Origin of the sequence: Ensifer sp. 4252 (assembly GCF_050434565.1) — a bacterium.
Classification (GTDB): domain Bacteria; phylum Pseudomonadota; class Alphaproteobacteria; order Rhizobiales; family Rhizobiaceae; genus Ensifer.
Genome location: NZ_JBNDIU010000023.1, coordinates 79,587 through 103,753, shown reverse-complemented (window position 1 = coordinate 103,753; position 24,167 = coordinate 79,587). Strand labels below are relative to the sequence as shown.

Here is a 24,167-nt window from a genome sequence, read left to right as displayed (position 1 = left end):
CGGTTGACGCAGACAGTATGATCCGATAAAATCTCAGTACAATATAAACATTGAACTCGGTGCAATAATGTCGAAGTCCGCATATCTGAAGCTGGCCGATACTATCGCCGCTGAGATAGCCGCTGGTACGCTCAAGCCCGGCGACCGCCTGCCGCCACAGCGCAACTTTGCCTACGAGCGCAAGATCGCCGTCTCAACGGCGAGCCGCGTCTATTCCGAGCTAATGCGCCGCGGGCTTGTCGTCGGCGAAGTAGGCAGGGGTACCTTCATCTCGGGGGAGACCAGGCGCGGCGCAGCGGCGCCAAGTGAGCCACGCGGCATCCGGATCGACCTCGAGTTCAACTACCCGATGCTTGTGGGTCAGACCGCGCTCATCGCGAAAAGTCTGGACGGTCTGGAGAAGCCCGCTGCGCTCGATGCCGCATTGAGACAGGCGACCAGCGCTGGCACGCCAGCGCTCCGAAGCCTTGCGGCCGCCTACCTTTCGCAGGGCGCATGGTCCCCCGATCCAGAACAGCTCGTTTTTACCGGCAATGGGCGGCAGAGCATCGCGGCGGCGCTGGCGGCAGTCGTTCCAACGGGTGGCCGTTGCGGTGTGGAGGCTCTGACCTATCCCTTCATCAAGGGCATCGCAGCCCGGCTGGGTATCTCGCTGGTGTCGCTGGCAATGGACGAAGGCGGCGTACGGCCCGACGCGGTGCAAAAGGCGCACAACGAGGCGCATCTCTCGGCGATCTACATTCAGCCGGCGATCCACAACCCGTTGGGCATGACGATGACCTCGGCGCGCCGGGCGGATCTCCTGCACGTCGTCGAGAATCTCGATCTTCCCATCATCGAGGACCATGTCTACGGCTTCCTCGACGACGAGCCGCCGCTTGCCGCGCTCTCGCCGGATCGCTGCATTGTCATCGACAGTCTCTCCAAGAAGGCCGCGCCGGGCTTGACGCTGGGCTTCATCGTGCCGCCGCAGCGGCTGCGTGAAGGCGTGATGGCCTCGGTGCGTTCGGGTGGGTGGACTGCATCCGGGTTCGCGTTTGCGGCGGCGGAGCGGATGATGGGCGACGGCACCCTTGCCGAGCTTGCCAGGCTAAAGCGCCTCGACGCGCAAGCGCGCCAACATCTGGCCGCCGACCGTCTGTCGGGTTTTGAGATCCAGACCAACGCGAAATGCTATCATCTGTGGCTGACATTGCCACCGCACTGGCGATCGCAGAGTTTTGTTGCTGCCGCGGCCCGACGCGACATTGCGCTAACTCCTTCGACGACATTCGCCGTCACGCCCGGTCATGCGCCGAACGCCGTCAGGCTCGCGCTGGCGGCGCCAACAATGGATCAGCTCGATGCCGGCTTGTGCACACTGGCCGCGATGCTGGCATCCCGGGAGGACGATTTCGACACGACCGAATGATCACGGTGCAATTGCCGGCAACGTGCCGTCACGATCGAGTGGTCGCAGCACCTCTTAGAAACAAGTCCGCGCACATCCGCGCGCGCTCGGCAATCTCTTCGATGCGAGGCGCTGGTTTCTGACGTAACATAACGGCCCGCTGAGGTTCCATGACCATCATCCCGCGAAGCATCCCACAAGCGGCATGCGGATCTGCAAGCGTAAGGGCACCGCGATCGGCCTGCTTGCGTAGCCAATCCTCCATCAAGTTGTTGGTCTTGACGATCGCCTGTTCATAAAACGCGGTTGCGATCTCGGGGAAGCGGTCGGACTCGCCGATGACAAGACGCGTGATGGTGACGGTATCGTCGGAGAGCGTCAGCATGCCATAGGCCATCAGCATCCGCTCGAGACCCTGCCGCAGGTCCGTCGTCGCAAGCGTGCTCACATCCAGCGCCAACAGGAAGCGGCTGATGCGATCGGAAATCAGGTCCGAAAAGACGTCGGCCTTCGTCGGGAAAAGCCTGTAGAGCGTTTTGGTCGAAACACCCGCCTCTTGCGCAATCGCGGCAATGCTGGCCGCCGCATATCCGCTCTGGTGAAACTGCTTGTTTGCGGCCTCGAGGATGACATTCCTGGTGTCCTCGTCGCACCGCACCTGGGGCCGGCCTCGCGATCTCTTCTCGATTTTGTGATTTTGGACCATGGCGAGTTTCCAAATTTGCGTTGACTTCGATTTTATAGCGCGTATTTTGGAAAATATCAAATTTCCAATTAACCAAGGGCCGTAACCTTCGCGACCTGTTCCGGAGAGAAGCAATGCCTATCAATAAGCTGCATGCCCTGAATAATAACGTCCCCTCCGTCAATGACGCGGTTGCGGAAGCGCTGCCCGCAACGCTCGATGCCGGCAAGCCGCCACGCGTCGCAGAACTGGCCGGGTCGGGCGCTGAAGCAAGGACGGCCGGCAAACGCTCGGGCCGCTCTCTGCTCATCGGCGCGACTGCGATCGCATTGATTGCCGCCGGAGGCTATTTCGGCCATGACTATTGGACGGTTGGTCGCTTCCACGTGTCAACGGATGACGCCTATGTGAAAGCTGACTCCAGCACGATCGCTCCCAAGGTGTCCGGCCATATCACCGAAGTGCTTGTCAGCGACAACCAAACGGTCATCGCAGGTCAACCGCTTGCAAGAATCGACGATCGCGATTTCAGGTCCGCGCTCGACCAGGCGAAGGCAGATGTCGCTGCCGCCGAGGCTACGCTGAAAGCCAAGGAAGCCGCTCTCGACATTCAGCAATCGACCATCGCCGCAGCGCGCGCCACCGTCGACGTCGACCGGGCGAACGAGACCTTCGCGCAACAGAACGACAAGCGCTATTCGAACCTTGCGACCACAGGTTATGGTCCGGTGCGGACCGCTGAACAGGCAGCCTCCGAGATCGCGGTGGCGAGGGCGGCCGTTGCGCGCGACAGCGCCATTCTCGACGCCGCGATCAAACAGGTCGATCTTCTGAATGCCGAGGTTGCCCAAGCAAAGGCCGCTCTAGCCCGTGGCCTGGCCCTTCAACACCAGGCCGAACTCGATCTTTCCTATGCGACAATTCTCGCGCCTGTTGACGGCTCGGTGGGCAACCGCACGCTACGGGTCGGCCAATATGTCCAGGCGGGCACGCAGCTGATGTCGATCGTGCCAACCACCGCGGTCTACGTGATCGCCAACTACAAGGAAACACAGTTGACTGACGTGCATGCGGGCCAGACTGTCGATCTCGAAGTCGATATGTTCCCCGGCCGCACCTATCATGGCCGTGTCGACAGCATCGCGCCGGCAAGTGGCCAGGAGTTTGCTCTGCTTCCGCCGGACAACGCTACGGGCAACTTCACGAAGGTGGTCCAGCGTATCCCGGTCAAAATCGTACTTGACGGTCAGAGCGCCGCATCCGGCGATCTTCGCCCCGGCATGTCGGTGCAGCCGAGTATCGACACCAAAGCTGCCGCTCAGGGCAACCGGGTCTGATGGGAAATGTGAGGAGATTGCAGCCATGTCCTCCGAAATTTCAACCGCCACAGTCGCCTCGCAGCCGCGGGCCAGCACCAGGGATTGGATCGCCGTGCTCGCCGGCATGATCGGCGCGTTCATGGCCATCCTCAACATCCAGATTACCAATGCCTCATTGCTCGATATCGAGGGCGGCATTGGTACCGGCATCGACAATGGCGCCTGGATCTCCACCTCCTACCTGATCGGCGAAATCGTCGTCATTCCCTTGACGGCCTATTTCAGCAGCGTCTTCTCGTTCCGCCGATACATTCTGGTAAACTCGGTTCTCTTCCCACTGTTTTCGATTGCCTGTGCCTTTGCCCACGACCTTGGAACGATGATCCTTCTGCGAGGGTTGCAGGGCTTTGCCGGTGGCGTTCTGATCCCCATGGCGTTTACCATGGTCCTGACCAAGCTTCCGAAGGCGCAGCAGCCGCTCGGCCTGGCATTCATTGCCCTGTCGGTTACGTTCGCCCCTGCAATCGGCCCGACGATCGGCGGCTACCTGACAGAAAATTACGGCTGGCAGTCGATCTTCTTCATCAACGCCGTACCGAGCGCCATCATGGTCGTTGCGCTTGCCCTGACGCTCGACAAGCAGCCGATGCAGCTCCACCTGCTGAAGGAAGGCGACTGGGCAGGCATCGTTGCGATGACAGTCGGGCTCGCTGCCCTCCAGACCGTGCTCGAGGAAGGCAACAAGGAGGATTGGTTCTCGTCGGCCTTCATCGTCAGGCTCAGCATCGTTGCCTTCGTCTTTCTTTCCGCTTTCATCTGGATTGAACTCACCGTGAAGAAGCCGCTGGTGAAGCTGCGGCTGCTGACACAGCGCAATTTCGGGATCGGCGTCGCCGTCAACGTGCTCGTCGGTGTCGCACTTTTCGGTACCGTTTACATTCTGCCGCAATATCTGGGCCAGGTGCAGCGATACAACGCCGAGCAGATCGGCAACGTCCTGGCTTGGACGGGTTTGCCGCAATTGCTGCTCATTCCGCTCGTTCCTGTCCTGATGAAACGGTTCGACGCCCGTTACATCGGTTTCCTCGGCATCTCGATCTTTGCGATCAGCTGCTTCATGAACATTACCCTGTCGGCGGATAGTGCCGGCGATCAATTCTGGATCCCCAACATCGTGCGTGCGATCGGACAGGCGCTGGTGCTGACACCGATCACCGCCATCACCACAGGTGGCATTGCCCCGTCCGACGCCGCTGCGGCCTCGGGGCTGTCCAACATGTTGCGTAACCTCGGCGGCGCGGTCGGTACGGCATCGCTCGGCACGATCCTGACAAAGCGCGAGCAGTTCCATTCGAACATCATCGGCCAGTCGGTGACCCTTGCCCGGGAAGAGGTCCGCGACCATCTCTCCCAATCCACCAGCTACTTCATGGCGCACGGCGTTTCCGACCCGGTTCTTGCCAGCCACAAGGCGATCGCGGCTCTGGGTCAAGTCGTTCGACGTCAGGCGCTCATTCTGGGGTTCAGCGACACCTTCGCTGTCATCGGGGTCGTGCTGGCAATCGCTGCTCTGGCTTTGCTGCTGACCCAAAAGTCAGGGGCTGGAGGCGGCGCCGGTGCTCATTGAGGCGTTGTCAAATCGGCTGCATGCCGGCTTCTCCCCTTGGTATCGACGTCTGATTTCGCGAACCGGAGGTCGATGCCTCGGAAGCTGTGGCTGATGTTGCCGGTAAGCAACGATATGCTGCTGCGCGTCGTGCCGCGGTGCGGCTGGCGGTAAGACGGCGGCCGAAAAGATTTCTTGAATGGTTTGTCGAAATCCGGATCGTCTATGGAGGGAAGGCGGCCGTAACTGGCCCGACCAAACGCCGACCAACCAGAAGGAACGACGATCATGAAACTGATTACCATGACGAATGTCTCCCTCGATGGAGTCATGCAGGGGCTCGGCTCGGTCGACGAGGACCGCCGCGGCGGCTTCGAGCGCGGCGGATGGATCGCGCCGCTCTTCGACGAAGAGGCGGGGGCCGCATTGGGCCAGATCTACGCGCGCGCCGACGCGTTTCTGTTCGGACGGTGGACGTACGAGGTCTTTGCCGGCTCCTGGGGTGCGGTCAAAGCGATCCCGCGCGGCAACCCCGTCGCACTCGCTTTGAACACGCGGCCCAAGTACGTGGCATCGAATACGCTCAGGGACCCGAAATGGGCGAATACCACTGTCCTTTCAGGCGACATCGCGACCGCGATCCTCGACCTGAAGGCCAAGCCGGGCGGCGAGTTGCAAGTGCATGGCGGCACCACGTTCATCCGCTGGCTGCTCGACAACGACCTGGTGGATGAGATCAACCTTTTCACCTACCCCCTGATCCTCGGTCAGGGCAGGCGGCTCTTTCCCGAGACGGGTCCGGACAAGGCACTCGAACTGGTCGAGTCGCGGTCCACTGTCGGCGGGGTTATCATCCAAGCCTACCGTCTCGCCGGGCGTCCGCAGTATCGAACGGCCACAATGGAATCGACGGAAACAAAGAAGTAGACATCTCCGCCTTTGTTGCGGCAGGGCCGCACCACCGGCTGCGATAGCGCTGTTCAGGAGAGGACGCATGACGAGGCATCGAATCTACTCAGTCACTGTCGCGAGCGTCTATCCGCATTATGTCGCCAAAGCGGAGAAGAAGGGGCGCACGAAATCTGAGGTCGACGAGATTATCTGTCGGCTGACGGGACATTGCCAAGAGACGCTGGATAATCAGTTGGCGAACGACACGAATTTTGAGGACTTCTTTGCGCAAGCGCCGCAAATGAACCCCGCCCGAGCACTTGTTACGGGCGTGATCTGCGGCGTTCGCGTGGAAGACATTCAGGAACCAACGATGCGGGAAATCCGCTACCTGGACAAATTGATCGACGAACTTGCCAAAGGGAAAGCGATGCAGAAGATCCTGCGAAAATAGCCAGGCGGTTTTTTCGAACGCGCAAGGCTTAATGTTCCGGGCTTGAGCAAGTGGTGGCGTCGACCAACGACCTCATCCCTGTCGCAAGATTGAATTGCGCGCGCCAGTCGCCGTCGCCAAGGGCTTCCCAGGCATCACAATTGGAAGGACTGCAGTCCGAACTCATCGGCCGAATTGTAGGGATCTCTCGACCCCCGTGGCGGTCATTCCAACCGTCGATCACCGCGGCGCCTGTGTTCTGCTTAGGCGCCTAAGCGGAGCGTCCGGATAAAAAGGGAAGCGAAAGTGCGACCAGATCGTCAATAGCGGCCGCACACCGAGCGAAGGAGGTGGCATCGAGCGTCAAGCCGGTCGTGGCAGTGCGGCAGGGCTCTGCACGACTACAACGATGCCTAAGAATGCCACCACCCCGGCTATGCCAATTGCTACGGTCATCCAGATGGACGGCACGACGCCGAGCCCCGCCATCGACATGGACATGGCGAGCGGGGCAATCGCCGACATCATCTGTTTGGCCGACGTGGCCCAACCGAGACGACTGCCGTATCCCTTTGGTCCGAACAGTTCGAGCGGCAATGTCCCCCCGACAATGCTTGTCAGACCGGAGCCCAATCCGAAACAGATAGCAAACAGGACCGCTCCTGGGAGCCAGGGTGTCGTCATCAGCAGGATCGTCAACCCGATTGGCAGAAGCCCGGTCGCGATCACGGCCAGCCATTTCTGCGACAGTTCGCGGCCGAAGAGCATGTTGATCAGGCGACTTGCGACCTGTGCGGGACCGAACAGCGAGGCAACCAGCAGACCTGCGGCACCAAACCCGAGCGCCTGCGTCAGCGGTACCATGTGAACCAGGATCGCCGAAAGGGCATAGCCTTCGATCGCAAAGCCGAGCAGCATCAGGGCGAACAGCGGCGTTCCGTTCGCAACAGGGCGGTGTTCGCTAACGGGCGCGGTGGTGGCTCTGGAAGCGGACACGGCTGTGGTCGTCAGCCGGGCAAGCGCCAGGTGCACTGGAAGGCAGACGAGAAGGTTCAACGCTGCGAACAGCAGATAGACCTCCCTCCAGGACAGAAAACCGTGTAGCCAGGAGGTCAGTGGCCAGAACAACGAGGAGGCGAAACCAGCGATCAGCGTCAGGTGAACGATTGATTTCTGGGCCTTGGCTCCCCCGGTCTGAACGATTGCAGTGAACGCAGTGGCATAGAGAACGGCGACCGAAACGATCTCGGTCAGCGCCAGTGCGACAGCGAAGCTGATCGGTCCGGTGGAGACGGCCATCAAGACGAGTGCTGCGGACGCGAGCAGCGATCCTGCCGCCATCAACCGCCCGGCGCCAATCCTGTCGGCAAGATAGCCTGACAGGGGCGCGGCGAGGCTCCCGACCAGAAGAGCCACGGAGAAAGCTCCAAACACCCATTGCTGCGATTTGCCGATATCTTCAGCGATTTCCGGCACCAGAATGCTGAAGGCATAGTAGAGGGTGCCGTATCCGATGATCTGTGTTGCGCCGAGCCCCGCAAGTGCCCATGCCGGTAGCTTCCGTTCTCCCATCATCACGCTCGCTCTTCTTCGACAACTGGTGCGGCACAGCCGCATCCGGATTTTCCAGCGGCCTTCGCAGTCGCATCTGCGACACAGCAGGCGTCGGCTTCTACGGGCGCGGGTCCCCCGCAGCATCCCGATGTGGCGTTTACTGCGAGATCGACCGAGCACGCCCCCGTTTCGGGTAGAACCAGTTCCACCCGTCGCGCGGCGACATGATCTCCTGCAAGCTCCGCGACCACGGAACGGACCTGTTCGTAGCCGGTCTTCATCAGGAATGTTGGAGCGCGGCCATAGGATTTCGAGCCGACAATGTAGAAGTCCTTGTCCGGATGAGCCAATTCGACGACGCCGTGGGGCGGAACGGTCCCGCAGGAATGAAGGTTCGGATCGATCAGTGGCGCCAGGGCTGGTGGAGCTTCCACAGTCGGATCGAGATCAATGCGGAGTTCTCTGAGAAACGATAGGTCGGGCCGGAAGCCAGTCGTGACCACCACCCGGTCTAGCGCCTGCGTCACTGGCTCTCCGTTTGCCATCGCGTTGACGACGATCCCATCGGGCTCGGATGTCACGCTCGCAGCAGCAAAGGACGTCAGCATTTTGAGGCGACCCTCGTCCATGGCTTTCTTTGCAGCCAGCCCAAGGGTACCGCGCTCGGGAAGCTGGTCATTGAGACCGCCGCCGAGCAGGCGGGCCACTCCATGATGGCGGAGCGCCCAGAAGATTTCGGTCGCAGGATCACTTTGCTGAAGTTCCAGCAGGGCCAAGGCGACATTGATTGCTGAATGACCGCTTCCGACAACCAGTGTTCGCTTGCCGATGAAGTCAGGCCGCCTGATGCCGGCAACGTCCGGGATGCCATAGGAAACCCTGCTGGAGGAGCGTTCGCCAATGACGGGCAGGCCGTTGATCCCCATCGGGTTCGGTTGTGTCCACGTGCCTGAGGCATCGATGACAGCTCGTGCCAGAACTTCGTGCTCGCCCCCGATATCGTCGTATCGGACCACAAAAGGCGCATCCTGACGACCCTTTGATGAGACCTTGTCAAATCCCTCGCGGGTAATCGCCGTGACCGTTGTGCCGAGCTTCAGATTGGCAGCAATGGAAGGGACGGACGATAGCGGAAGCAGATAGTTTTGAACGATTTCCCGACCCGTCGGCACACCATCGGCCCGTGGGGCGTTCCAACCATGGTCGTCGAGCAATCGCCGCGCGGCATCGTCGATGTTGTATTTCCAGGGGGAAAACACCCGCACATGGCCCCAATCGAGAAGAGACGAACCGACGGAGGTCCCCCGTTCGAGGATAAGCGGCGTGATGCCTGCCTCAACCAGTCTTGCCGCAGCCGCGAGCCCAACGGGACCAGCGCCAATCACTGCGACCGGAAGAATTTCATCTAAAGCCACCTGCCTATCCTTTCGTATTTCCAGAAATTTCGAAATTGAAACGAAAAAAAATGCCTTCAGGCCACGGTTTCGCGGGTTTGCTTCGAGCAAGCCGCGTCGGCGCAGCACTCGTCAGCGAGGTAGCCGATCAGCGCATTCATGTGCCTGTAGTTTGCGGTACAAATCAGCGTCGTCGCCTGACGATCCTGGATAACAAGGCCTGTATCGACGAGCCGTTTAAGATGATGTGAGAGAGTCGATGCCGGGATTTCCAGCTTCTCCTGGAGCCTCCCGACGGGCAGGCCGTCTTCACCGGCACGCACAAGCGCCCGGTAAATCTGCAGTCGGGTAACGTTGCCAAGCGCTTCGAGCTGCGATGCTGCTTTTTCGATAATCATGGAAATAAGCTAAGGCGAGGACGGTGCTTCGGTCAAGTGATATTTCCATCTTTGTCGAAATAACCGTGAGACGAGCGACCTGATCGTCTCACGGTTGATGCCGCACGTCAGATGGCCTTGAGCTGGACCCGTTTTTCCAGCTTCTCGGCATCCTCTTTTCGCTCACTGTAGCGGTCGGTGAGGTATGGCGACGCATCCCGGGTAAGCCAGGTAAACTTCACCAGCTCTTCGCAGACATCGACGACGCGGTCGTAGTAGGACGACGGCCTCATCCGGCCATCGGCGTCAAACTCCTGGTAGGCCTTGGCAACCGAAGACTGGTTCGGGATCGTGATCATCCGCATCCAGCGGCCGAGAATGCGCATCTGGTTGATTGCATTGAACGACTGGCTACCGCCAGACACTTCCATGACCGCCAGCGTCTTGCCTTGGGTCGGTCTGATGGAGCCGAGGGAGAGCGGTATCCAGTCAATCTGGGCCTTCATGATGCCCGTCATCGCGCCGTGCCGCTCCGGGCTGACCCAGACCTGGCCCTCGGACCACGCGGAAAGATCGCGCAGTTCCGCCACCTTGGGATGGCTGACCGGCGCTTCATCGGGGAGCGGCAGGCCCCTGGGATCGAATACCCGCACCTCGCAGCCGAAGTGCTCCAGGAGACGACGAGCTTCGTGAGCGAGAAGTCGGCTGTAGGAGATTTCCCGAAGCGAACCGTAAAGGATCAGGATGCGCGGCTTGTGCGTCGAGAACGCGGGACGAAGCGCGCCGAGATCAGGCATGCGGAAGTGCTCGGAAGCTGCGGCAGGAAATGTTTCAGACAATGCGCTGCCCCTTCTCGTCGAGGACCCGTTCGCCGTCTTCCTTCGTGAAAGCGCCCTTGTGGGTGTCGGGAAGGATTTCCAGGACGACTTCGGACGGACGGGCAAGACGCGTACCCATCGGCGTGATGACGAACGGACGGTTGATCAGGATCGGGTGCTTCAGCATGGCGTCGAGCAATTGTTCATCTGTCAGCTCCAGATTATCGAGGCCCAGTTCCGCATACGGAGTGCCTTTCTCGCGGATCGCCTCACGGATCGTAAGCTGCGCATCGGTAATCATCTGCACGAGTTGGTCCCGTGTCGGAGGCGTGTTCACATATTCGATGACAGTCGGCTCGATACCCGCATTGCGGATCATTTCCAGAGTGTTGCGCGACGTGCCGCAATCCGGGTTGTGATAGATAGTGACGTCCATGATCATGCCCTTTCGGCAATGGTTTTTTCGACGAGAGTGTTTTTGACGACGGCAGGGCTTGCTTCGTACCAGCCCTTCGACCGGTTCACGATCCAGACGACGGACAGCATCACAGGGACCTCGATGAGCACGCCGACCACGGTTGCCAGCGCAGCACCCGACTGGAAGCCGAACAGACTGATCGCAGCGGCGACTGCGAGTTCGAAGAAGTTCGATGCCCCAATCAGTGCGGACGGTCCCGCAACGCAATGCCGCTCTCCGGACATGCGGTTCAACAGGTATGCGAGGCCCGAGTTGAAGTAGACCTGGATCAGGATCGGAACGGCAAGCAAAGCGATGATGGTTGGCTGGGCGATGATCTGTTCGCCCTGGAAACCGAACAGCAGGACCAAGGTGGCCAGCAACGCCACGAGCGACAGAGGCTGCAACTTGATCAAAAGCGCATCGAGAGCCTTCGTCGTGCCGTCGGCCATCAAAATTTTCCGGAGGGCTTGCGAGATTGCCACCGGGATGAGGATGTAGAGCGCAACCGAGATCATCAGCGTGTCCCAAGGGACCGTGATTGCCGACAGGCCGAGCAACAGGCCGACAATCGGCGCGAACGCGACAATCATGATCGCGTCGTTGAGTGCGACCTGGGAAAGCGTGAAATGCGGCTCACCCTTCGTCAGGTTGGACCAGACGAAGACCATGGCCGTGCACGGCGCTGCTGCAAGAATGATCAAGCCCGCGATATAGGAGTCGATCTGGTCTTCGGGCAGCCACGAACGAAACAGGTAGCCCACGAACAGCCAGCCGAGCAGTGCCATTGAGAACGGCTTTACCGCCCAGTTGATGAACAGGGTGACGCCGATCCCGCGCCAGTAGCTGCCGACCTTGGACAACGATCCGAAGTCGATCTTCAAGAGCATGGGAATGACCATCAGCCAGATGAGGATGGCGACGGGAATATTGACCTTGGCGACCTCCGCTGCACCGATCGCCTGGAAGACGCCTGGCATCAGATGACCAAGCGCAATGCCGACGAGAATGCAGAGAAATACCCAGACGGTCAGGTAGCGTTCAAACGAGGACATCAGACTGCCTTTTCCTGGGGCTGCGTGGAGCCCTCCATCTTGCCGATCTGGCGAAGGTGCTGTTCGAGCGCGAGCTTTTCGATGGAAGAGATCGGAAGGCTGAGAAACGCAGTAATGCGGTTCTTGAGGAATCGGGCTGCCTGGGCGAACGCCCGTTGCACCTCGACCTCATCCCCCTGAACGGCTGCGGGGTCTTCAACCCCCCAATGCGCGGTCATGGGATGACCAATCCACACAGGGCACGCTTCGCCTGCTGCGCTGTCGCAGACAGTGAAGATGAAATCCATCTCCGGTGCGCCGGGCTCGGCGAAGACATCCCAGCCTTTCGAGGAAAAGCCGGTGGATGGATAACCAAGCGCATCGAGTTCCCTAAGGGCATGCGGGTTCACTTTGCCCTTGGGTTGGCTGCCGGCAGAGAACGCCTTGAAGCGCCCGCTGCCTTCTTTGTTGAGGATCGACTCGGCCAAAATAGAGCGAGCAGAATTGCCCGTGCATAAGAAGAGCACGTTATAAACACGTTCAGACATTGGAGTTGTCCCTAGTGGCGTTGGTCCGACTTCAGAGAAATGGCGCCGATCATGCGGTCACTCCCACGGGTGGGCAGCAGGGCGTGAGTTCGGCAATCAGAGGGGTGCAAATCTCCGCATTGCCGCCACAGCAGTCCTTGATCAGGAACAGCGTCAGTTCGCGGAACACATCGAGGTTTGCACGATAGATGATTGAACGGCTGTGGCGCTCACCGGAGATCAAGCCCGCCTGCGTCAATGTCTTGAGATGCGCAGACATCGTGTTTTGCGGCACGTCGATGATCTTGGCCAACTCGCCGACGGGCAGGCCGTCGGGCTCATGTTTGACAAGAAGCCGGAACGTGTCGAGACGGGTGCTCTGTGCGAGTGCGCCGAGTGCGGTGATAGCTTTTGAATTATCCATATATCCACACTATTGGATATATCGATGCGCGTCAACGGGGCAAGGGGCCAAGATGTCCCCTGGTTCACGGTGCAGACGGGCAGAATCCTGACTTCTGCGTACGATCGGAGAGGTGCGGCCGCGCCGGATGTCCGCACGTCGCGTTAGACCGTTTCGAGCAGACTAAACTGAACTGGGATAAGTTTGCGAATCTTGAGTTGCCCTGCCGCATCTTTGTCAATGACAGTCAGGAACTGTCCTTTTTCAGATCCCAACGGCATAACCAGGCGTCCACCGGGCTTGAGCTGCTCAAGCAATGCCGGCGGCGACCGCTCCGCCGCCACCGCGGCCAGTATCTTGTCGAACGGGGCGTGCTCAGGCCAGCCGCGGGACCCGTCTCCAACACGAATGCCGACATTGATATGGCCGAGGCCCCGCAGCAGAGCCTCGGCGCGGCTTGCGAATTCCTCGATGATTTCGACGCTCCAGACCTGCCCGGCGAGCTCCGCGAGGATTGCGGATTGGTAGCCCAGGCCGGTGCCGATCTCGAGCACTGCCTCGTGCGGTTGGGGAGCGAGGAGATCGGTCATGAGAGCGACGATGAAGGGCTGCGAGATGGTTTTATCGAAGCCGATCGGCAGCGGCATGTCCTCGTAGGCATACGGCGCAAGCGGGGCGGGCACGAAGAGATGCCGCGGCACCTGCTGCATCGCAGCCATCACCCGCTCATCGAACGCCGCCCTGCCAAGCTCTTCGCTCGCAAGCTCCACATGGATTGCAATCAACTCGACCATGTGTCTGCGCAGGACCGCGAGGTGCTTTTCATTCATTGGTTTCATGATCACGGGCTTTCCTCAGCCAGTTTATTCCCAGAAAGCTCTGTGATCAAACTCAGGAATGACCGGAATGGAGTCCACTTGCGCCATAGGCGAGCAAACCCCAGTGGCCGCAATGGGTCGATACGCGGACCTTGGAGACATCGTTAGCGAAGGTCAGGATGTGGCGCGTTTGAGACGCGCAGGGATCACTCACCTGGTCCTACAGCGCCGCGCGTCTTATTAGACGCGCAAAGGTCGCTGTAGCACTTTGGGCTGCTGCATGTTTCCTTAAATCGAATACGATTTAAGGAAACATGCAGCAGCCTGAAAACGTTCGTCGCCACATGGCGGCCACCGACGATCAAGACGCAATCGATCTGCTCCATGGAGCCATCTCCGCCGTTCGACTGCCATTGAATCACAGAGCAAGCGGAGTTCGCACTATTCACCGGCTCGTGCGCTTGTTCCAAATCGTGCGCTAGAGCCGACGCAATGGCCGGAAAGCGGCGCGCAACTCGGCACTGAAAAGCGCCGGTTCTTCCCAGGCGGCGAAGTGTCCGCCCTTGTCCACCCGGTTGTAGTAGATCAGGTTGTGGTACGCTCGTGCCGCCCAGGTCTTCGGCGGCTTGTAAACCTCTCCCGGGAATACCGTCACGGCCGCAGGGATCGCCACTGGAGCCAACTTGTTGTTGCCGGCACTGCTCTCCCAGTAAATCCGGCCGCTCGAGGTCCCGGTGTTCGTCAGCCAATAAAGCGTGATATTGTCAAGAATCTCATCGCGGCCCAACGCGCGCTCCGGTTCACCGCGTGTGAACACCCAGTCGGCGAGCTTGTCATAGAACCACGCTGCCAGGCCAACCGGCGAGTCAGCAAGGCCATACCCGACGGTTTGCGGGCGCGTCCCCATGATCGCCGCATAGCCGAAGCCTTTGCTGAGGAACTCCCTTGCCTGGTCAAACACTGCCCGTTCCTCGCCGGTCAAATTCGCCGGTGCAGGATCACCACTTCTCAACGCCCGTGCAACTTCCGGCGGGATGGTGGTCGAGCGCTCAATCCTGTTCACATGAATGCCGAGCAGACCCGGAGGAGCCCGGCGGCCCATCGCATCGGAAATGATGGCGCCCCAATCGCCGCCCTGTGACACGTAGTGCCCATACCCAAGGCGCTTCATCAGGACGTCCCAGGCGCTGGCGACGCGATCCGGGTTCCAGCCGGTACCTTTGGGCTTTTCCGAGAAGCCGAACCCTGGAATGGACGGAAGCACGACATGGAAAGCATCCTCCGCCGTCCCTCCATGCGCCGTCGGATCTGTCAGCGGGCCAATGACTTGCAACAGTTCGAAAACGGAGCCGGGCCAGCCGTGGGTCATGATGAGCGGCAAAGCGTTGGCATGACGCGAGCGCACATGGATGAAGTGAATTTCGAGGCCGTCGATAGTCGTCAGAAACTGCGGCAAGGCATTGAGCTTCGCCTCTGCCTTGCGCCAATCGTATTCCGTCTCCCAGTAGCGCACCAGCGCCTGAAGCTTCGCCAGTTGCACGCCCTGGGAGCGATCATCGACCGTTTCCGGGTCTGGCCAGCGTGTCGCGGCAAGGCGCTGTCGGAGATCGATGAGCTCTGCCGCCCGGACCTCCACACGGAAGGGCCGAATTTCGCCAGCCTCCAGAGGCTTCGTGGTGTTCGTTTGGGTGACAGCGCTAGCAGGGCGAGACACCACGAGGGCTGCCGCCACGGCTCCATTCAGGAGCAGAGCCCGGCGCGACAGCGCGAAAGCGCCGGCGGTTTTCTCAGCGGTCATTTCACACCTCCTTCTCTCCGCTTTCGAGGATCCATTTCGAAACACTCACTTGACCGGAACGACAAGCGGGGTTCCTTTCTCGACGATGTAGGTCGCCAGCTCCGATGCCTTGCCGCTGCCGACATTTTTCGCGACATGAGCCACACCGGCCGGAATGAACAGGGCCTCGCCGGCATGAAGGGTAACCGGCGCCTTACCCTCTAGCTGGTATTCCAGCGAGCCTTCGAGGACATAGGCGACCTCTTCACCCGGATGAGAGTGCTTGATGGAGATTGCGCCCGGTTCGATATCGACGCGTGCCTGAACGGTCTCGCGCCCGAGTATGCTGAGATCGTGCTGCACAAGGTCCGTGCGCTGAATTCCCGGTTGCTGCGCCTTGGCCGCGGGCAGCACCAATCCACTTCCAACGATAAGCAGCGTACCCGCCATGATATGAGACATTTTCATATGGTCTTCCCTTCCGCGTTGTTGGAGCCCTCGTCTTTGAGGCTAACGGCACCATTTTAGTGCGTTCGTGTAGTGACGATGTGTCCGCCGGACGGGAGATTTGTAACGGCATGTATCGCCGCTTACTTCCCAGGTCTGTATCGCGATAAAGGGCAGTTGTATGAGGATGTATCCGCCCGGCTGTTCGACACCGTTCGATACACACGGGCTGCATTTGTGAAAAATGCGATACACAAGAAGCGCGCAAATCTCCTCTGCGAGCTGAGGATGGTGTCACCACCCTGGCCGTGCGCAACATGAGGAAGATCGTAATGAACGATATCACAGCTCAGCCCGAGAAGCCCCGCGGGCTGCCGGGTCACTCCACCGTGGGCACCAATGACCTGGGTGCTGCAGCGGCTTTCTATGACAAGCTGCTCGGCGTATTCGGTATCGGGCGCGTTCTCGTGCAGCCCGGAAGGGCTGTCTATTATGGGCACAAGGCGCTCGAATTCGGCGTGATCAGCCCCTTCAACGGCGCGCCGGCAAACGTCGGCAATGGCGGGATGGTCGCGTTCGAAGCCCGGTCCCGTGCTCAGGTTCAGGAGGCCCATGCGGTCGCTTTGGCGGCTGGCGGCTCTGACGAGGGTGCTCCCGGTCCGAGAGGGGAAAACTCCGACGGCCCGTACTGCGCATATTTCCGCGACCCTGAAGGCAACAAGTTCCTGGTGTACAGGAAGGGGCCTGACGAGGCTTGATCGTCGGGCATCACCGTTACCCGGGCCACCGGATTTTCAGAGCGACGATCCAGTGGCTGCGGGCCGACCTCTTTAACCCAAACAGTGTCACGCCCGGCGTATTCTGCGCCCGGCATTCGTTCAGATGCCGCTCAATTGGGCGGCATCTTTCTCTTGTAAGGCTGGCGCGCTGAGGTGTCGGCGCGCAGTGCTCAGGGATATGAGGAAGTCGCCCGTCTCCCTCTGTCTCGTCTAGGCAAGGCCCTCCGCCGCAGCGTAGGCGGACAGCACCTCCTTGATGTTTCTGTCGCCATCTGCGGGAAGGAGTGCGCGTGTCGTAACCGACTCGAGGTGATGCGCCATAAGGGCAGTCGCCTCGTCGGTCTTGCCAGCAATCAAGTTGTCTAGAAGCTCCCGATGTTCCGATACGGCGCATTCCGAAGAATGCGGTCGGCCATAGAGCGCGAGGATCAGGGAACTTCGGGCGACCAGTTCGTTCACGTAACGAATTAGGCTCGTGTTGTTCGTCATCTGTGCAAGGAGGGTATGGAACTCGCCCGCCAGGCGGATCGACGGGGCCTGCTCCTTCTTAGCGGCCTCCTCGGCCGAAATATGCGTGGAAAGCGCGTCGATTTGATCGGGCGTCAGTTTGCCGGAAAGTGTTTCCACCACGAGACGTTCCAGCGCCATTCGCGTAAGGAACAGATTGCGCGCTTCTTCAAGGGTTGGCCGCGCGACCATCGCACCCCTGTTCGGCCGCAATTCGACCAACCCCTCCTGGCTAAGACGAACCAGCGCTTCGCGGACCAGGGTTCGGCTGACACCCAGCCGTTCGCCGATAGAGTCTTCCGGCAGCTTCGACCCCGGAGACAAAGCCTGGTCGAGGATTGCGCGTTTCAAAACGCGATGAACGGCCTGAGCGCGGCCACCGCCCCCCTCGCTCTCGTTCTTTGCCATTGATCACTCCAGGTCGTAGCAATAGTCTCCTCGAATTGCATACAAAATGGCGGGGTGTCCAGTGATTTGGTGTCTCGACAGGTAACCGCATCTGGATACCCACCCAAGAGCCCGGTGCCGCCAAAACCGTTTCGGCGACCTGGTGTTGGTGCCCGCGCGCTCGTTGTCGGAAGCGTCGCCCTGACGCCGTATAGGCGCACCGTCATCCGGCGCGGCCGTGTGGTTGTGGATCGCGGCGAATTGGCTAGCGATTTGCCCGTCATCGAATGACGCCTTGTCGATGAAACGTGAAAAATCGCGAATCTGGCGTTCGCAGTGGCGGGCCACGATCGGTCGAGCCGCCAGTATGCAACGGCCAAACCTGCCGGTTCAGTGGCGGCCGACCGCGCCTTTACGGTTCGGCCCGCGTGATGATAGGTGTTTGCGATCCAACGCTTGGCAATCGTTATCAATCGCACGCTTGGTTATTTTTGAGGACAGTCATGACTCCCAAACCCAGCGACAGCAGTCCAAAATCGGCGGTCCCCAAGTCAGATGCGGTCTATCGTATCTTGAAGCGTGCCATCCTCGACCAAGCGTTCGCTGCGGGCACGAAGCTTCCCGAGGATTCGATCGGCGAGCGGCTGGGCGTTAGCCGCACGATCGTACGGCAGGTTCTGGCGCGACTGAATGGTGAGGGCTTGTTCGAATTGCGGCCGAACAAGGGAGCGTGCGTCAGCCACCCCAGCCTGGAGGACGGGCACAATATCTTTGCTGTCCGCCGCGCGTTGGAGACATTGGTCGTCGATAGCCTGATCAGCAGGCTGACGGCCCCGAAGATCAAGCAGCTTGAAGCGCGCCGAAGACAAGGCAAGGCTCAACAATCCGTCGGCCTCGATCCAACTCGCCGGCGAGTTCCACGTCCTGCTCGCACAGCTGACGGAGAACGCGATCCTATCGCGATACGTTTACCGAACTCGTCTCGCGCTCGTCCATGATTTTGTCGCTCTATGGCCGGCCTCATTCCTCCGATTGCGCCGTGTCGGAGCACCGCGAGTTGATTGCCGCACTTGCACGGAACGATCGCGAAAAGGCTTGCGAATTGATGGACCATCACATTGGGGCCATCACGACGCGCGCTCTGCTCAAAAGCAACTCGGAAAACGACCTGCCGGATCTCCTGGCCGCCTACGCAAAAGAAGAGGGCCTTTAGACCGTTTTGTCCCCTTGTGACCGGCGCGATCACTGGTTCTCCGTGCAGGACCTGCCGGAAGTCAACGCCCGTTTTCCATGCACCGGCGAAAGTCAGGACTCTTGCCCGCAGAGAATGCCTCGTAACAGAATACAATATGAGGCATAAATCGTATACTCTTAACGGCTGACAAGTTGGGCGAAAGGTGAAGCAAACTCCGGCGCGTGCCGTCTGTCGCTATCGCTTCCCGCTTCGCATAGAGCAACGTCCATGGGTGGTTGGCCCTCGTTGCAGATCTTTTTCGCATCAGTCCATTAGTTAAGATTTCTTCCCGACATTCCTTTCCGCCGACGGCTCATGCCGGTACGGGGCGCAGGCGCGCTTGAATTGATCGGCATTATTGTATGCATAAATTGGATGCAATATTGACATAAAAATGGATGCGATATACACCAGAAATGGGATTCGGTGGTGCCGGAAGGGTAGTATGTCAGGCGCACCCGTTCCCGCTGTGCTGGCGGCCTGTCGTTTCTTACTGAAGGATGTATCCGGACGTTTACCGCGCTGCGGCTGCACGCCGGGAGGACCATCGGCGTTGTTGGCTGCGGTTTGCGGCCGGAGAGTGCCTTTCGAGGCGGCCAATGCCGGTGATGCGCCCTGCCGGTCGACGCGCCGTGCCTCGCGGCGCGGTGATGAGCGGTTGAACAGACATGGAGGAGAACCGGGCATGGACATCGATTTCACTACGCTACCCCCTCCCGATCGTTATCGATTGCTGACCAATTTCATTGGTCCGCGCCCCATCGCGCTTGTTGGAACCCGGTCGTCGGCCGGACACAACAATGCGGCGCCAATGAGCTTCTTCAACGTATTCGCCCACGAGCCGCCCTTGGTTGTGCTCGGCATCCAGAACCGCGGCAATGGTGATGAGAAGGACACCGTCGCGAACATCCGCCGGACCGGCGAGTTCGTTGTCAACATGGTCGATATGGCGCTCGCCGAGGCGATGATCGTCTGTAGTGTCAACTTCGCTTCAGAAGTGGATGAACTGGACTTCGCCAGTTTGACACCGGTGCCGTGTAACCAGATCGACGTCGCCCGCATCGCCGAAAGTCCCTGCAGCTTCGAATGCAAGGTCGACCGTATCCTCGACTATCCCAAGCGCGTGCTCGTCATCGGCAAAGTCGTGCACATGCATATCCAGGACCGGTGCCTTGATGCCGAGGGGCGCTATGTGAATCCCGAAACCTACCAGCCGATCGCAAGGCTGCATGCCGACAACTACATCACTTCAGATCGCCAATTCGAACTTAAAAAGCCGGAAGAGTTACTGGGCTTCGAGTTTGAACAGGTGAACCCCAGGCCCGAGAGAGCCACCCGATGATCCGCATACACGTCATCAATCCGAATTCGACGGCCTCAATGACCGACCAAATCGCACGTGCGGCCGAGGCAGCACGATCGGAGGGCTCCGTCATTGAGGTGGAGACCGCAACGGACGCGCCTGCCTCGATCGAAGGCTACGCGGACGAGGCGATGGCCGTGCCTGCGATGCTGGCCGCAATCCGTGCCGCCGAGAAGCGGGGCGCATCGGCGCACGTGATAGCCTGCTTTGATGATCCCGGCCTTGCCGCAGCGCGCGAGGTTGCCTCCGGCCCCGTCATCGGTATCTGCCAGGCGGCGGTGCAGGTCGCAGTGACTGTTGCGACCCGCTTCGCGGTGATCACCACGCTGCCGAGGTCGGTGCCGGTGATTGAGGATCTTGTGGCGCACTACGGCGCTGCCTCGCGCTGCCGCCGTGTGCGCTCGGTCGACCTGCCGGTGCTGGCACTCGAAGCCGACCCGGCAGGGGCGCGCGCGAAACTCCTCAATGAGGCGCGCGCTGCGATACGCGAGGATGGTGTCGATGCCATCGTCCTTGGGTGCGCCGGCATGGCAGAATTGTGCGATTGGCTTTCTCGCGAAACCGGCGTGCCCGTCATCGACGGTGTGGCGGCAGCCGTCAAGCTTGCCGAGGCATTAGCAAGTGGTGGCTATCGGACCTCGAAGGCCGGCGCCTACGCTTATCCCCGCGACAAGTCCGGCGATTTCGTATCGGCTTGTCACCCCCATCATTGATCAACGGATAGGTCTCACGCCCATTTCCCAAGAAGGGATCAATTCACTGACTTTGCACTGCCGCGACGGCGCCCCCTCTGTGGCGTTGGTTCTCGTAGAACGCCGCACCCGCGTTTGCAGTCTGCAACCGCAGCACATCTCGTCCCCTATCTCGGCAAGATGCGGCGCGTACCGGCTGTCGGTGCAAAATCGAATAGTCATTGGCAAATCTCGCTGCCAAACCGCGTTTCCGTCCGTAAACTGGCGGACGCAAAATCCAAACCCACGATGAGGGAACAATGTTGGAACAAGCACTGTCGCAAAGCCGTCGGACATTTCTCAGCCAAACGGGGAAGCTGACCACCGCTTGCGCGGTTGTCGGGCTGCCTGGCGGGCTAGCTCAGGAGGCATCTGCGAACACGGCCGAGCCTGCTGCCGAGACCAGAACGACCAAGCTGACGGATCGTCACTACCTGTTGGCCGACGTGCGGCTGGAAGAAGGTTTCGAGTATGACGGCGACACAGTCATCGGCACCCGCACCGCGCTGTACACCGTTGAGATCAAGGACGGCAAGATCGCCGCGCTTCATCCCGCGAACGCAACGCTGCCCGGCGGCGTCCCGCGCTATCAGGCGCATGGCCAACTGCTGCTGCCGGCCATGCGCGACATGCACATCCATTTGGACAAGACCTTTTACGGCGGTCCCTGGCAGGCGCCGCGACCGCGCCAGGGCAAGGCCATCATGGACATGATTGCGCTGGAAGAAAAGCTGATCCCCCAATTGTTGCCCACTTCGCAGCAGCGAGCCGAGGGCTTGATCGCGCTGCTTCAATCCAAGGGGAGCACCGTCGCACGGAGCCATTGCAACATCGATCCGGTCAGTGGCCTGAAAAGTCTTGAACACCTGCAGCGCGCGCTGGAAAATCACCGCGACGATTTCGTCTGCGAGATTGTCGCCTTCCCACAACACGGTTTGTTGCATTCCAACGTCGACGCCTTGATGCGCGAAGCGATGCAGATGGGCGCGCACTATGTCGGCGGGCTGGACCCGACCAACGTCGATGGGGCGATGGAGAAGTCACTCGACTCCATGTTCCAGATCGCCCTCGATACCGGAAAAGGCGTGGACATCCACCTGCATGAAACCAGTCCGGCCGGGGTGGCGGCGATCAACTACATGATCGAAACCGTGGAGAAGAATCCCGCGCTGCGCGGCAAGGTGACCATCAGCCATGCCTTTGCCCTGACGACACTGACCCCTGAAGCATTGGAGGAGACGGCCTCCCGACTGGCGGAAAATCAGATGACGATCGCCTCGACGGTCCCGCTTGGTGCTCTGACGATGCCATTGCCACAATTGAGCAAGGCGGGCGTCTTCGTGATGACCGGAACGGATAGCGTCATTGATCACTGGTCACCGTTCGGCAGCGGCGACATGCTCGAAAAGGCCTGCTTCTACGCGCAGCTTTATCGCGGGTCTGATGAGTTCCACTTGTCGCGGGCCATGGCTATCGCCACCGGCGGCGTATTGCCATTGGATGATGCAGGCAAACGCGCCTGGCCAAATGCCGGAGATGACGCCGCTTTCACGCTTGTTGGCGCGAGTTGCTCCGCGGAGGCGGTGGCTCGCGTACCGGCGCGCACCGCCACCTTCCACCAGGGGCGTCTAGTGTTCGGCAGTATCGGCAAAGCCTGAGGCCGACCCGCCGTTGCCAGCGCGCCCGCATTCCTGCAACGGCTACAATAGGCTTGATTGTACCAACGGCGGCCGCACACGCAGGTCGCCGTTGTCGAGATCCCATCCAGCACCGCACACGAACGATGAACGCGAAGAAGCCCTTTCCGTCCACGACACAAGCACAGTCGAGTCTTTCAGTTGACGATCTGTACGGCTGCGGCACCATCGCGGACCGACATTCACTGCGCCCTTCGGCTCCCGGCCGCCATTTGCACGCGCGGCGCAATCTTGAATCTACTTGCCGGCGCTCTTGCCATCGGGGCTGCGCCAGGAGAATCTCTTCAGGTTTTTCGGTGGTGCCATAGTTTCGCTCATGGATCGCTCGTTGCTCTCTTGTTTGAATTGCTGATCGCGGGACGGAACCTGTTGCGGCAGATACGAATGGACTGAGTTCCCATGGAGCAAGACTGACCAAGTACCTCTCACCTTGGTAGCCGGTCACGCTGCCGAACGGTCAACTGGGCGTACCTTTAACGCGACATATTCGAGCGAAACTCCCGCGGCCCGTTGCCAGTTGCCTTTCGGAATGCTCGGGCGAAATTGGCTGGAGACGAATATCCCAACTCTGCCGACACGCGCGTGATCGAGCCGTTCGTGTGTCGCAGCAATTCAGTGGCTCGCTGAACCCTTGCCGCGCTCGCCAACCCGCGGAAATCGGTGCCAGCGCGATCCAGCTCACGTTGCAGCGTGCGGACGCTGGTGTCCAGCGTTTGCGCGGCACTATCGATCGACACGCTGCCGGTAAGAACTTGGACCCGCACCTGCTCCACGATTACCTCGAGCAGATCCCGTGGAGCGCCGCCTGGCCGGTCTCGCGCTAAATCCTCAATGGTGACAATGGGCCCTGAAGCGAAGAAGGCAAGCTCTCGCCTCTGCAGCGAATGGAAACGGGTGAGAATGTGGGAATTTTAAGACGTCGCCACATTGCTCCCATGCGAACACGCTATTGGAGGTTGTTTTGTGATTCGTACGCACAGCCTGCAATTTTGAAAAATAGAGGATTGATATGGTAAAAGTGTCCAGAATTGCCGCGACCATCTGTGCCGTTAGTGCGTTTCTAGCAACCGCTGGAATGGCTCAAACGGCATTCGCTCAAACTCAAGCCGAGGCCACTTCCGTGAAGCCTTTGGCCACTGGCTTGACCGATGGCGGGGCCGCCGAAGCCCAGGTAGTTGAGGCCGTCCGCACTGGAGATGTCTTAACGATCAAGCTCCGCTTCAAGCCGCTCGCCACGAGCAAGCTGGAACGAATCTACGATTCTATTAGTAAGGATGCATATGAAAACAGTTTCTACGTTCTTGCCGGCAACAAGAAATACCTGCTGCTCACGGACAGCAATGATAAGCCGCTGACAAATCCAAACCTGGTCGTCAAAGCCAACAAGGATTCACCGATCGCGGGCTCCTGGCATGGCAGATTCCCCGCTCCGCCAAAGGACGTCACCGAGGTGTCACTGACGATCCCGGGCGTCGAGACACTCGACGCAATCAAAATTACCGACCGATAGCCATGGCTGGTGCAGCGAAGTGTTCCCTT

At 59.9% G+C, this 24,167-nt stretch carries 27 protein-coding genes and 1 pseudogene; 13 read left to right on the top strand and 15 right to left on the bottom strand.

The window, feature by feature from the left end:
• Positions 1 to 67 precede the first annotated feature (67 nt).
• Positions 68 to 1,411 (top strand): PLP-dependent aminotransferase family protein, encoded by a 1,344-nt coding sequence (locus ABIE33_RS29500; RefSeq protein WP_429131665.1) that lies wholly within the window; start codon positions 68 to 70, stop codon positions 1,409 to 1,411.
• Between the two features lie 28 nt (positions 1,412 to 1,439).
• Here the strand turns inward: ABIE33_RS29500 and ABIE33_RS29495 are convergent, their stop codons facing one another.
• On the bottom strand, positions 1,440 to 2,096 hold the full coding sequence (locus tag ABIE33_RS29495; RefSeq protein WP_429131704.1) for a TetR/AcrR family transcriptional regulator: 657 nt from the start codon (positions 2,094 to 2,096) through the stop codon (positions 1,440 to 1,442).
• A 113-nt stretch (positions 2,097 to 2,209) separates the two neighbouring features.
• Between ABIE33_RS29495 and ABIE33_RS29490 the strand changes: the two genes are divergently transcribed.
• Positions 2,210 to 3,412, top strand: a complete 1,203-nt coding sequence (locus ABIE33_RS29490; protein ID WP_429131663.1) for an HlyD family secretion protein — start codon at positions 2,210 to 2,212, stop codon at positions 3,410 to 3,412.
• A 25-nt stretch (positions 3,413 to 3,437) separates the two neighbouring features.
• Positions 3,438 to 5,021, top strand: a complete 1,584-nt coding sequence (locus ABIE33_RS29485) for a DHA2 family efflux MFS transporter permease subunit (protein ID WP_429131661.1) — start codon at positions 3,438 to 3,440, stop codon at positions 5,019 to 5,021.
• Here the strand turns inward: ABIE33_RS29485 and ABIE33_RS29480 are convergent.
• Positions 5,015 to 5,305 carry a hypothetical protein gene (locus tag ABIE33_RS29480; protein WP_429131659.1) on the bottom strand — a complete coding sequence of 97 codons (291 nt, stop codon included), beginning with the start codon at positions 5,303 to 5,305 and terminating at the stop codon, positions 5,015 to 5,017. The two genes, ABIE33_RS29485 and ABIE33_RS29480, sit on opposite strands and share 7 nt — an antisense overlap.
• On the opposite strand from ABIE33_RS29480, the gene ABIE33_RS29475 reads away from it, so the two are divergent.
• A complete protein-coding gene (locus ABIE33_RS29475) occupies positions 5,289 to 5,927 on the top strand; it encodes a dihydrofolate reductase family protein (protein WP_429131657.1) in 639 nt (212 codons plus the stop codon). The two genes, ABIE33_RS29480 and ABIE33_RS29475, sit on opposite strands and share 17 nt — an antisense overlap.
• Before the next feature lie 67 nt (positions 5,928 to 5,994).
• Complete coding sequence (locus ABIE33_RS29470) at positions 5,995 to 6,345, top strand: DUF2200 domain-containing protein (RefSeq protein WP_429131655.1); 351 nt, start codon at positions 5,995 to 5,997, stop codon at positions 6,343 to 6,345.
• Positions 6,346 to 6,687: 342 nt separating this feature from the next.
• Here the strand turns inward: ABIE33_RS29470 and arsK are convergent, their stop codons facing one another.
• The 11 genes from arsK to ABIE33_RS29415 form a co-directional block, all read right to left on the bottom strand.
• Positions 6,688 to 7,899 (bottom strand): arsenite efflux MFS transporter ArsK, encoded by a 1,212-nt coding sequence (gene arsK, locus ABIE33_RS29465; RefSeq protein ID WP_429131653.1) that lies wholly within the window; start codon positions 7,897 to 7,899, stop codon positions 6,688 to 6,690.
• Positions 7,899 to 9,293: an FAD-dependent oxidoreductase gene (locus ABIE33_RS29460; protein WP_429131651.1), complete on the bottom strand. Its 1,395-nt coding sequence runs from the start codon at positions 9,291 to 9,293 to the stop codon at positions 7,899 to 7,901. Before ABIE33_RS29460 ends, arsK begins: the two co-directional genes overlap by 1 nt.
• Before the next feature lie 56 nt (positions 9,294 to 9,349).
• Positions 9,350 to 9,670: an ArsR/SmtB family transcription factor gene (locus ABIE33_RS29455; protein ID WP_429131649.1), complete on the bottom strand. Its 321-nt coding sequence runs from the start codon at positions 9,668 to 9,670 to the stop codon at positions 9,350 to 9,352.
• Positions 9,671 to 9,777: 107 nt separating this feature from the next.
• Positions 9,778 to 10,488: an arsenical resistance protein ArsH gene (gene arsH / locus ABIE33_RS29450; RefSeq protein ID WP_429131647.1), complete on the bottom strand. Its 711-nt coding sequence runs from the start codon at positions 10,486 to 10,488 to the stop codon at positions 9,778 to 9,780.
• Positions 10,481 to 10,909, bottom strand: coding sequence for an arsenate reductase (glutaredoxin) (gene arsC / locus ABIE33_RS29445; protein WP_429131645.1), 429 nt, complete (start codon positions 10,907 to 10,909; stop codon positions 10,481 to 10,483). Before arsC ends, arsH begins: the two co-directional genes overlap by 8 nt.
• Positions 10,906 to 11,979 carry an ACR3 family arsenite efflux transporter gene (arsB, locus tag ABIE33_RS29440; RefSeq protein ID WP_429131643.1) on the bottom strand — a complete coding sequence of 358 codons (1,074 nt, stop codon included), beginning with the start codon at positions 11,977 to 11,979 and terminating at the stop codon, positions 10,906 to 10,908. Before arsB ends, arsC begins: the two co-directional genes overlap by 4 nt.
• Positions 11,979 to 12,506, bottom strand: coding sequence for an arsenate reductase ArsC (locus ABIE33_RS29435; protein WP_429131640.1), 528 nt, complete (start codon positions 12,504 to 12,506; stop codon positions 11,979 to 11,981). The genes arsB and ABIE33_RS29435 overlap by 1 nt, the downstream gene beginning before the upstream one ends.
• A gap of 49 nt (positions 12,507 to 12,555) precedes the next feature.
• Positions 12,556 to 12,909, bottom strand: a complete 354-nt coding sequence (locus tag ABIE33_RS29430) for an ArsR/SmtB family transcription factor (RefSeq protein WP_429131638.1) — start codon at positions 12,907 to 12,909, stop codon at positions 12,556 to 12,558.
• A 143-nt stretch (positions 12,910 to 13,052) separates the two neighbouring features.
• Entirely contained in the window at positions 13,053 to 13,727 is a 675-nt protein-coding gene (locus tag ABIE33_RS29425) for a protein-L-isoaspartate(D-aspartate) O-methyltransferase (protein WP_429131702.1), read from the bottom strand.
• Positions 13,728 to 14,184: 457 nt separating this feature from the next.
• Positions 14,185 to 15,504, bottom strand: a complete 1,320-nt coding sequence (locus tag ABIE33_RS29420) for an epoxide hydrolase family protein (protein ID WP_429131636.1) — start codon at positions 15,502 to 15,504, stop codon at positions 14,185 to 14,187.
• A gap of 45 nt (positions 15,505 to 15,549) precedes the next feature.
• Entirely contained in the window at positions 15,550 to 15,951 is a 402-nt protein-coding gene (locus ABIE33_RS29415) for a cupin domain-containing protein (RefSeq protein ID WP_429131635.1), read from the bottom strand.
• Positions 15,952 to 16,262: 311 nt separating this feature from the next.
• Here ABIE33_RS29415 and ABIE33_RS29410 point away from each other — a divergent pair, with 311 nt between their 5' ends.
• Complete coding sequence (locus tag ABIE33_RS29410; protein WP_429131633.1) at positions 16,263 to 16,688, top strand: VOC family protein; 426 nt, start codon at positions 16,263 to 16,265, stop codon at positions 16,686 to 16,688.
• 231 nt (positions 16,689 to 16,919) lie between these two features.
• Here the strand turns inward: ABIE33_RS29410 and ABIE33_RS29405 are convergent, their stop codons facing one another.
• A complete protein-coding gene (locus ABIE33_RS29405) occupies positions 16,920 to 17,624 on the bottom strand; it encodes a GntR family transcriptional regulator (protein WP_429131631.1) in 705 nt (234 codons plus the stop codon).
• A 482-nt stretch (positions 17,625 to 18,106) separates the two neighbouring features.
• On the opposite strand from ABIE33_RS29405, the gene ABIE33_RS29400 reads away from it, so the two are divergent.
• The 6 genes and pseudogenes from ABIE33_RS29400 to ABIE33_RS29375 all read left to right on the top strand — a co-directional run.
• Positions 18,107 to 18,601, top strand: a complete 495-nt coding sequence (locus ABIE33_RS29400) for a GntR family transcriptional regulator (RefSeq protein WP_429131629.1) — start codon at positions 18,107 to 18,109, stop codon at positions 18,599 to 18,601.
• Positions 18,598 to 18,816 (top strand): FCD domain-containing protein, encoded by a 219-nt coding sequence (locus ABIE33_RS29395; protein ID WP_429131627.1) that lies wholly within the window; start codon positions 18,598 to 18,600, stop codon positions 18,814 to 18,816. The genes ABIE33_RS29400 and ABIE33_RS29395 overlap by 4 nt, the downstream gene beginning before the upstream one ends.
• A gap of 706 nt (positions 18,817 to 19,522) precedes the next feature.
• Positions 19,523 to 20,179 (top strand): flavin reductase family protein, encoded by a 657-nt coding sequence (locus tag ABIE33_RS29390; RefSeq protein WP_429131626.1) that lies wholly within the window; start codon positions 19,523 to 19,525, stop codon positions 20,177 to 20,179.
• Positions 20,179 to 20,913 (top strand): aspartate/glutamate racemase family protein, encoded by a 735-nt coding sequence (locus ABIE33_RS29385; RefSeq protein WP_429131700.1) that lies wholly within the window; start codon positions 20,179 to 20,181, stop codon positions 20,911 to 20,913. Before ABIE33_RS29390 ends, ABIE33_RS29385 begins: the two co-directional genes overlap by 1 nt.
• Before the next feature lie 278 nt (positions 20,914 to 21,191).
• Positions 21,192 to 22,589, top strand: coding sequence for an amidohydrolase family protein (locus ABIE33_RS29380; RefSeq protein WP_429131625.1), 1,398 nt, complete (start codon positions 21,192 to 21,194; stop codon positions 22,587 to 22,589).
• Positions 22,590 to 22,829: 240 nt separating this feature from the next.
• Positions 22,830 to 23,021, top strand: a pseudogene (locus ABIE33_RS29375) (DUF2721 domain-containing protein); the annotation flags it as partial.
• A gap of 80 nt (positions 23,022 to 23,101) precedes the next feature.
• Here ABIE33_RS29375 and ABIE33_RS29370 read toward each other — a convergent pair.
• A complete protein-coding gene (locus ABIE33_RS29370) occupies positions 23,102 to 23,365 on the bottom strand; it encodes a helix-turn-helix transcriptional regulator (RefSeq protein ID WP_429131698.1) in 264 nt (87 codons plus the stop codon).
• 272 nt (positions 23,366 to 23,637) lie between these two features.
• Here ABIE33_RS29370 and ABIE33_RS29365 point away from each other — a divergent pair, with 272 nt between their 5' ends.
• Positions 23,638 to 24,138: a hypothetical protein gene (locus ABIE33_RS29365; protein ID WP_429131623.1), complete on the top strand. Its 501-nt coding sequence runs from the start codon at positions 23,638 to 23,640 to the stop codon at positions 24,136 to 24,138.
• Positions 24,139 to 24,167: the final 29 nt, after the last annotated feature.

Bases quoted from the DNA above. Each gene is read 5' to 3' on its own strand.
- ABIE33_RS29500 (WP_429131665.1), top strand. From the start codon at position 68: ATGTCGAAGTCCGCATATCTGAAGCTGGCCGATACTATCGCCGCTGAG.
- ABIE33_RS29495 (WP_429131704.1), bottom strand. From the start codon at position 2,096: ATGGTCCAAAATCACAAAATCGAGAAGAGATCGCGAGGCCGGCCCCAG.
- ABIE33_RS29490 (WP_429131663.1), top strand. From the start codon at position 2,210: ATGCCTATCAATAAGCTGCATGCCCTGAATAATAACGTCCCCTCCGTC.
- ABIE33_RS29485 (WP_429131661.1), top strand. From the start codon at position 3,438: ATGTCCTCCGAAATTTCAACCGCCACAGTCGCCTCGCAGCCGCGGGCC.
- ABIE33_RS29475 (WP_429131657.1), top strand. From the start codon at position 5,289: ATGAAACTGATTACCATGACGAATGTCTCCCTCGATGGAGTCATGCAG.
- ABIE33_RS29480 (WP_429131659.1), bottom strand. From the start codon at position 5,305: ATGGTAATCAGTTTCATGATCGTCGTTCCTTCTGGTTGGTCGGCGTTT.
- ABIE33_RS29470 (WP_429131655.1), top strand. From the start codon at position 5,995: ATGACGAGGCATCGAATCTACTCAGTCACTGTCGCGAGCGTCTATCCG.
- arsK (WP_429131653.1), bottom strand. From the start codon at position 7,899: ATGATGGGAGAACGGAAGCTACCGGCATGGGCACTTGCGGGGCTCGGC.
- ABIE33_RS29455 (WP_429131649.1), bottom strand. From the start codon at position 9,670: ATGATTATCGAAAAAGCAGCATCGCAGCTCGAAGCGCTTGGCAACGTT.
- arsC (WP_429131645.1), bottom strand. From the start codon at position 10,909: ATGATCATGGACGTCACTATCTATCACAACCCGGATTGCGGCACGTCG.
- arsB (WP_429131643.1), bottom strand. From the start codon at position 11,979: ATGTCCTCGTTTGAACGCTACCTGACCGTCTGGGTATTTCTCTGCATT.
- ABIE33_RS29435 (WP_429131640.1), bottom strand. From the start codon at position 12,506: ATGTCTGAACGTGTTTATAACGTGCTCTTCTTATGCACGGGCAATTCT.
- ABIE33_RS29430 (WP_429131638.1), bottom strand. From the start codon at position 12,909: ATGGATAATTCAAAAGCTATCACCGCACTCGGCGCACTCGCACAGAGC.
- ABIE33_RS29425 (WP_429131702.1), bottom strand. From the start codon at position 13,727: ATGAAACCAATGAATGAAAAGCACCTCGCGGTCCTGCGCAGACACATG.
- ABIE33_RS29420 (WP_429131636.1), bottom strand. From the start codon at position 15,504: ATGACCGCTGAGAAAACCGCCGGCGCTTTCGCGCTGTCGCGCCGGGCT.
- ABIE33_RS29415 (WP_429131635.1), bottom strand. From the start codon at position 15,951: ATGAAAATGTCTCATATCATGGCGGGTACGCTGCTTATCGTTGGAAGT.
- ABIE33_RS29410 (WP_429131633.1), top strand. From the start codon at position 16,263: ATGAACGATATCACAGCTCAGCCCGAGAAGCCCCGCGGGCTGCCGGGT.
- ABIE33_RS29405 (WP_429131631.1), bottom strand. From the start codon at position 17,624: ATGGCAAAGAACGAGAGCGAGGGGGGCGGTGGCCGCGCTCAGGCCGTT.
- ABIE33_RS29400 (WP_429131629.1), top strand. From the start codon at position 18,107: ATGACTCCCAAACCCAGCGACAGCAGTCCAAAATCGGCGGTCCCCAAG.
- ABIE33_RS29395 (WP_429131627.1), top strand. From the start codon at position 18,598: ATGATTTTGTCGCTCTATGGCCGGCCTCATTCCTCCGATTGCGCCGTG.
- ABIE33_RS29390 (WP_429131626.1), top strand. From the start codon at position 19,523: ATGGACATCGATTTCACTACGCTACCCCCTCCCGATCGTTATCGATTG.
- ABIE33_RS29380 (WP_429131625.1), top strand. From the start codon at position 21,192: ATGTTGGAACAAGCACTGTCGCAAAGCCGTCGGACATTTCTCAGCCAA.
- ABIE33_RS29365 (WP_429131623.1), top strand. From the start codon at position 23,638: ATGGTAAAAGTGTCCAGAATTGCCGCGACCATCTGTGCCGTTAGTGCG.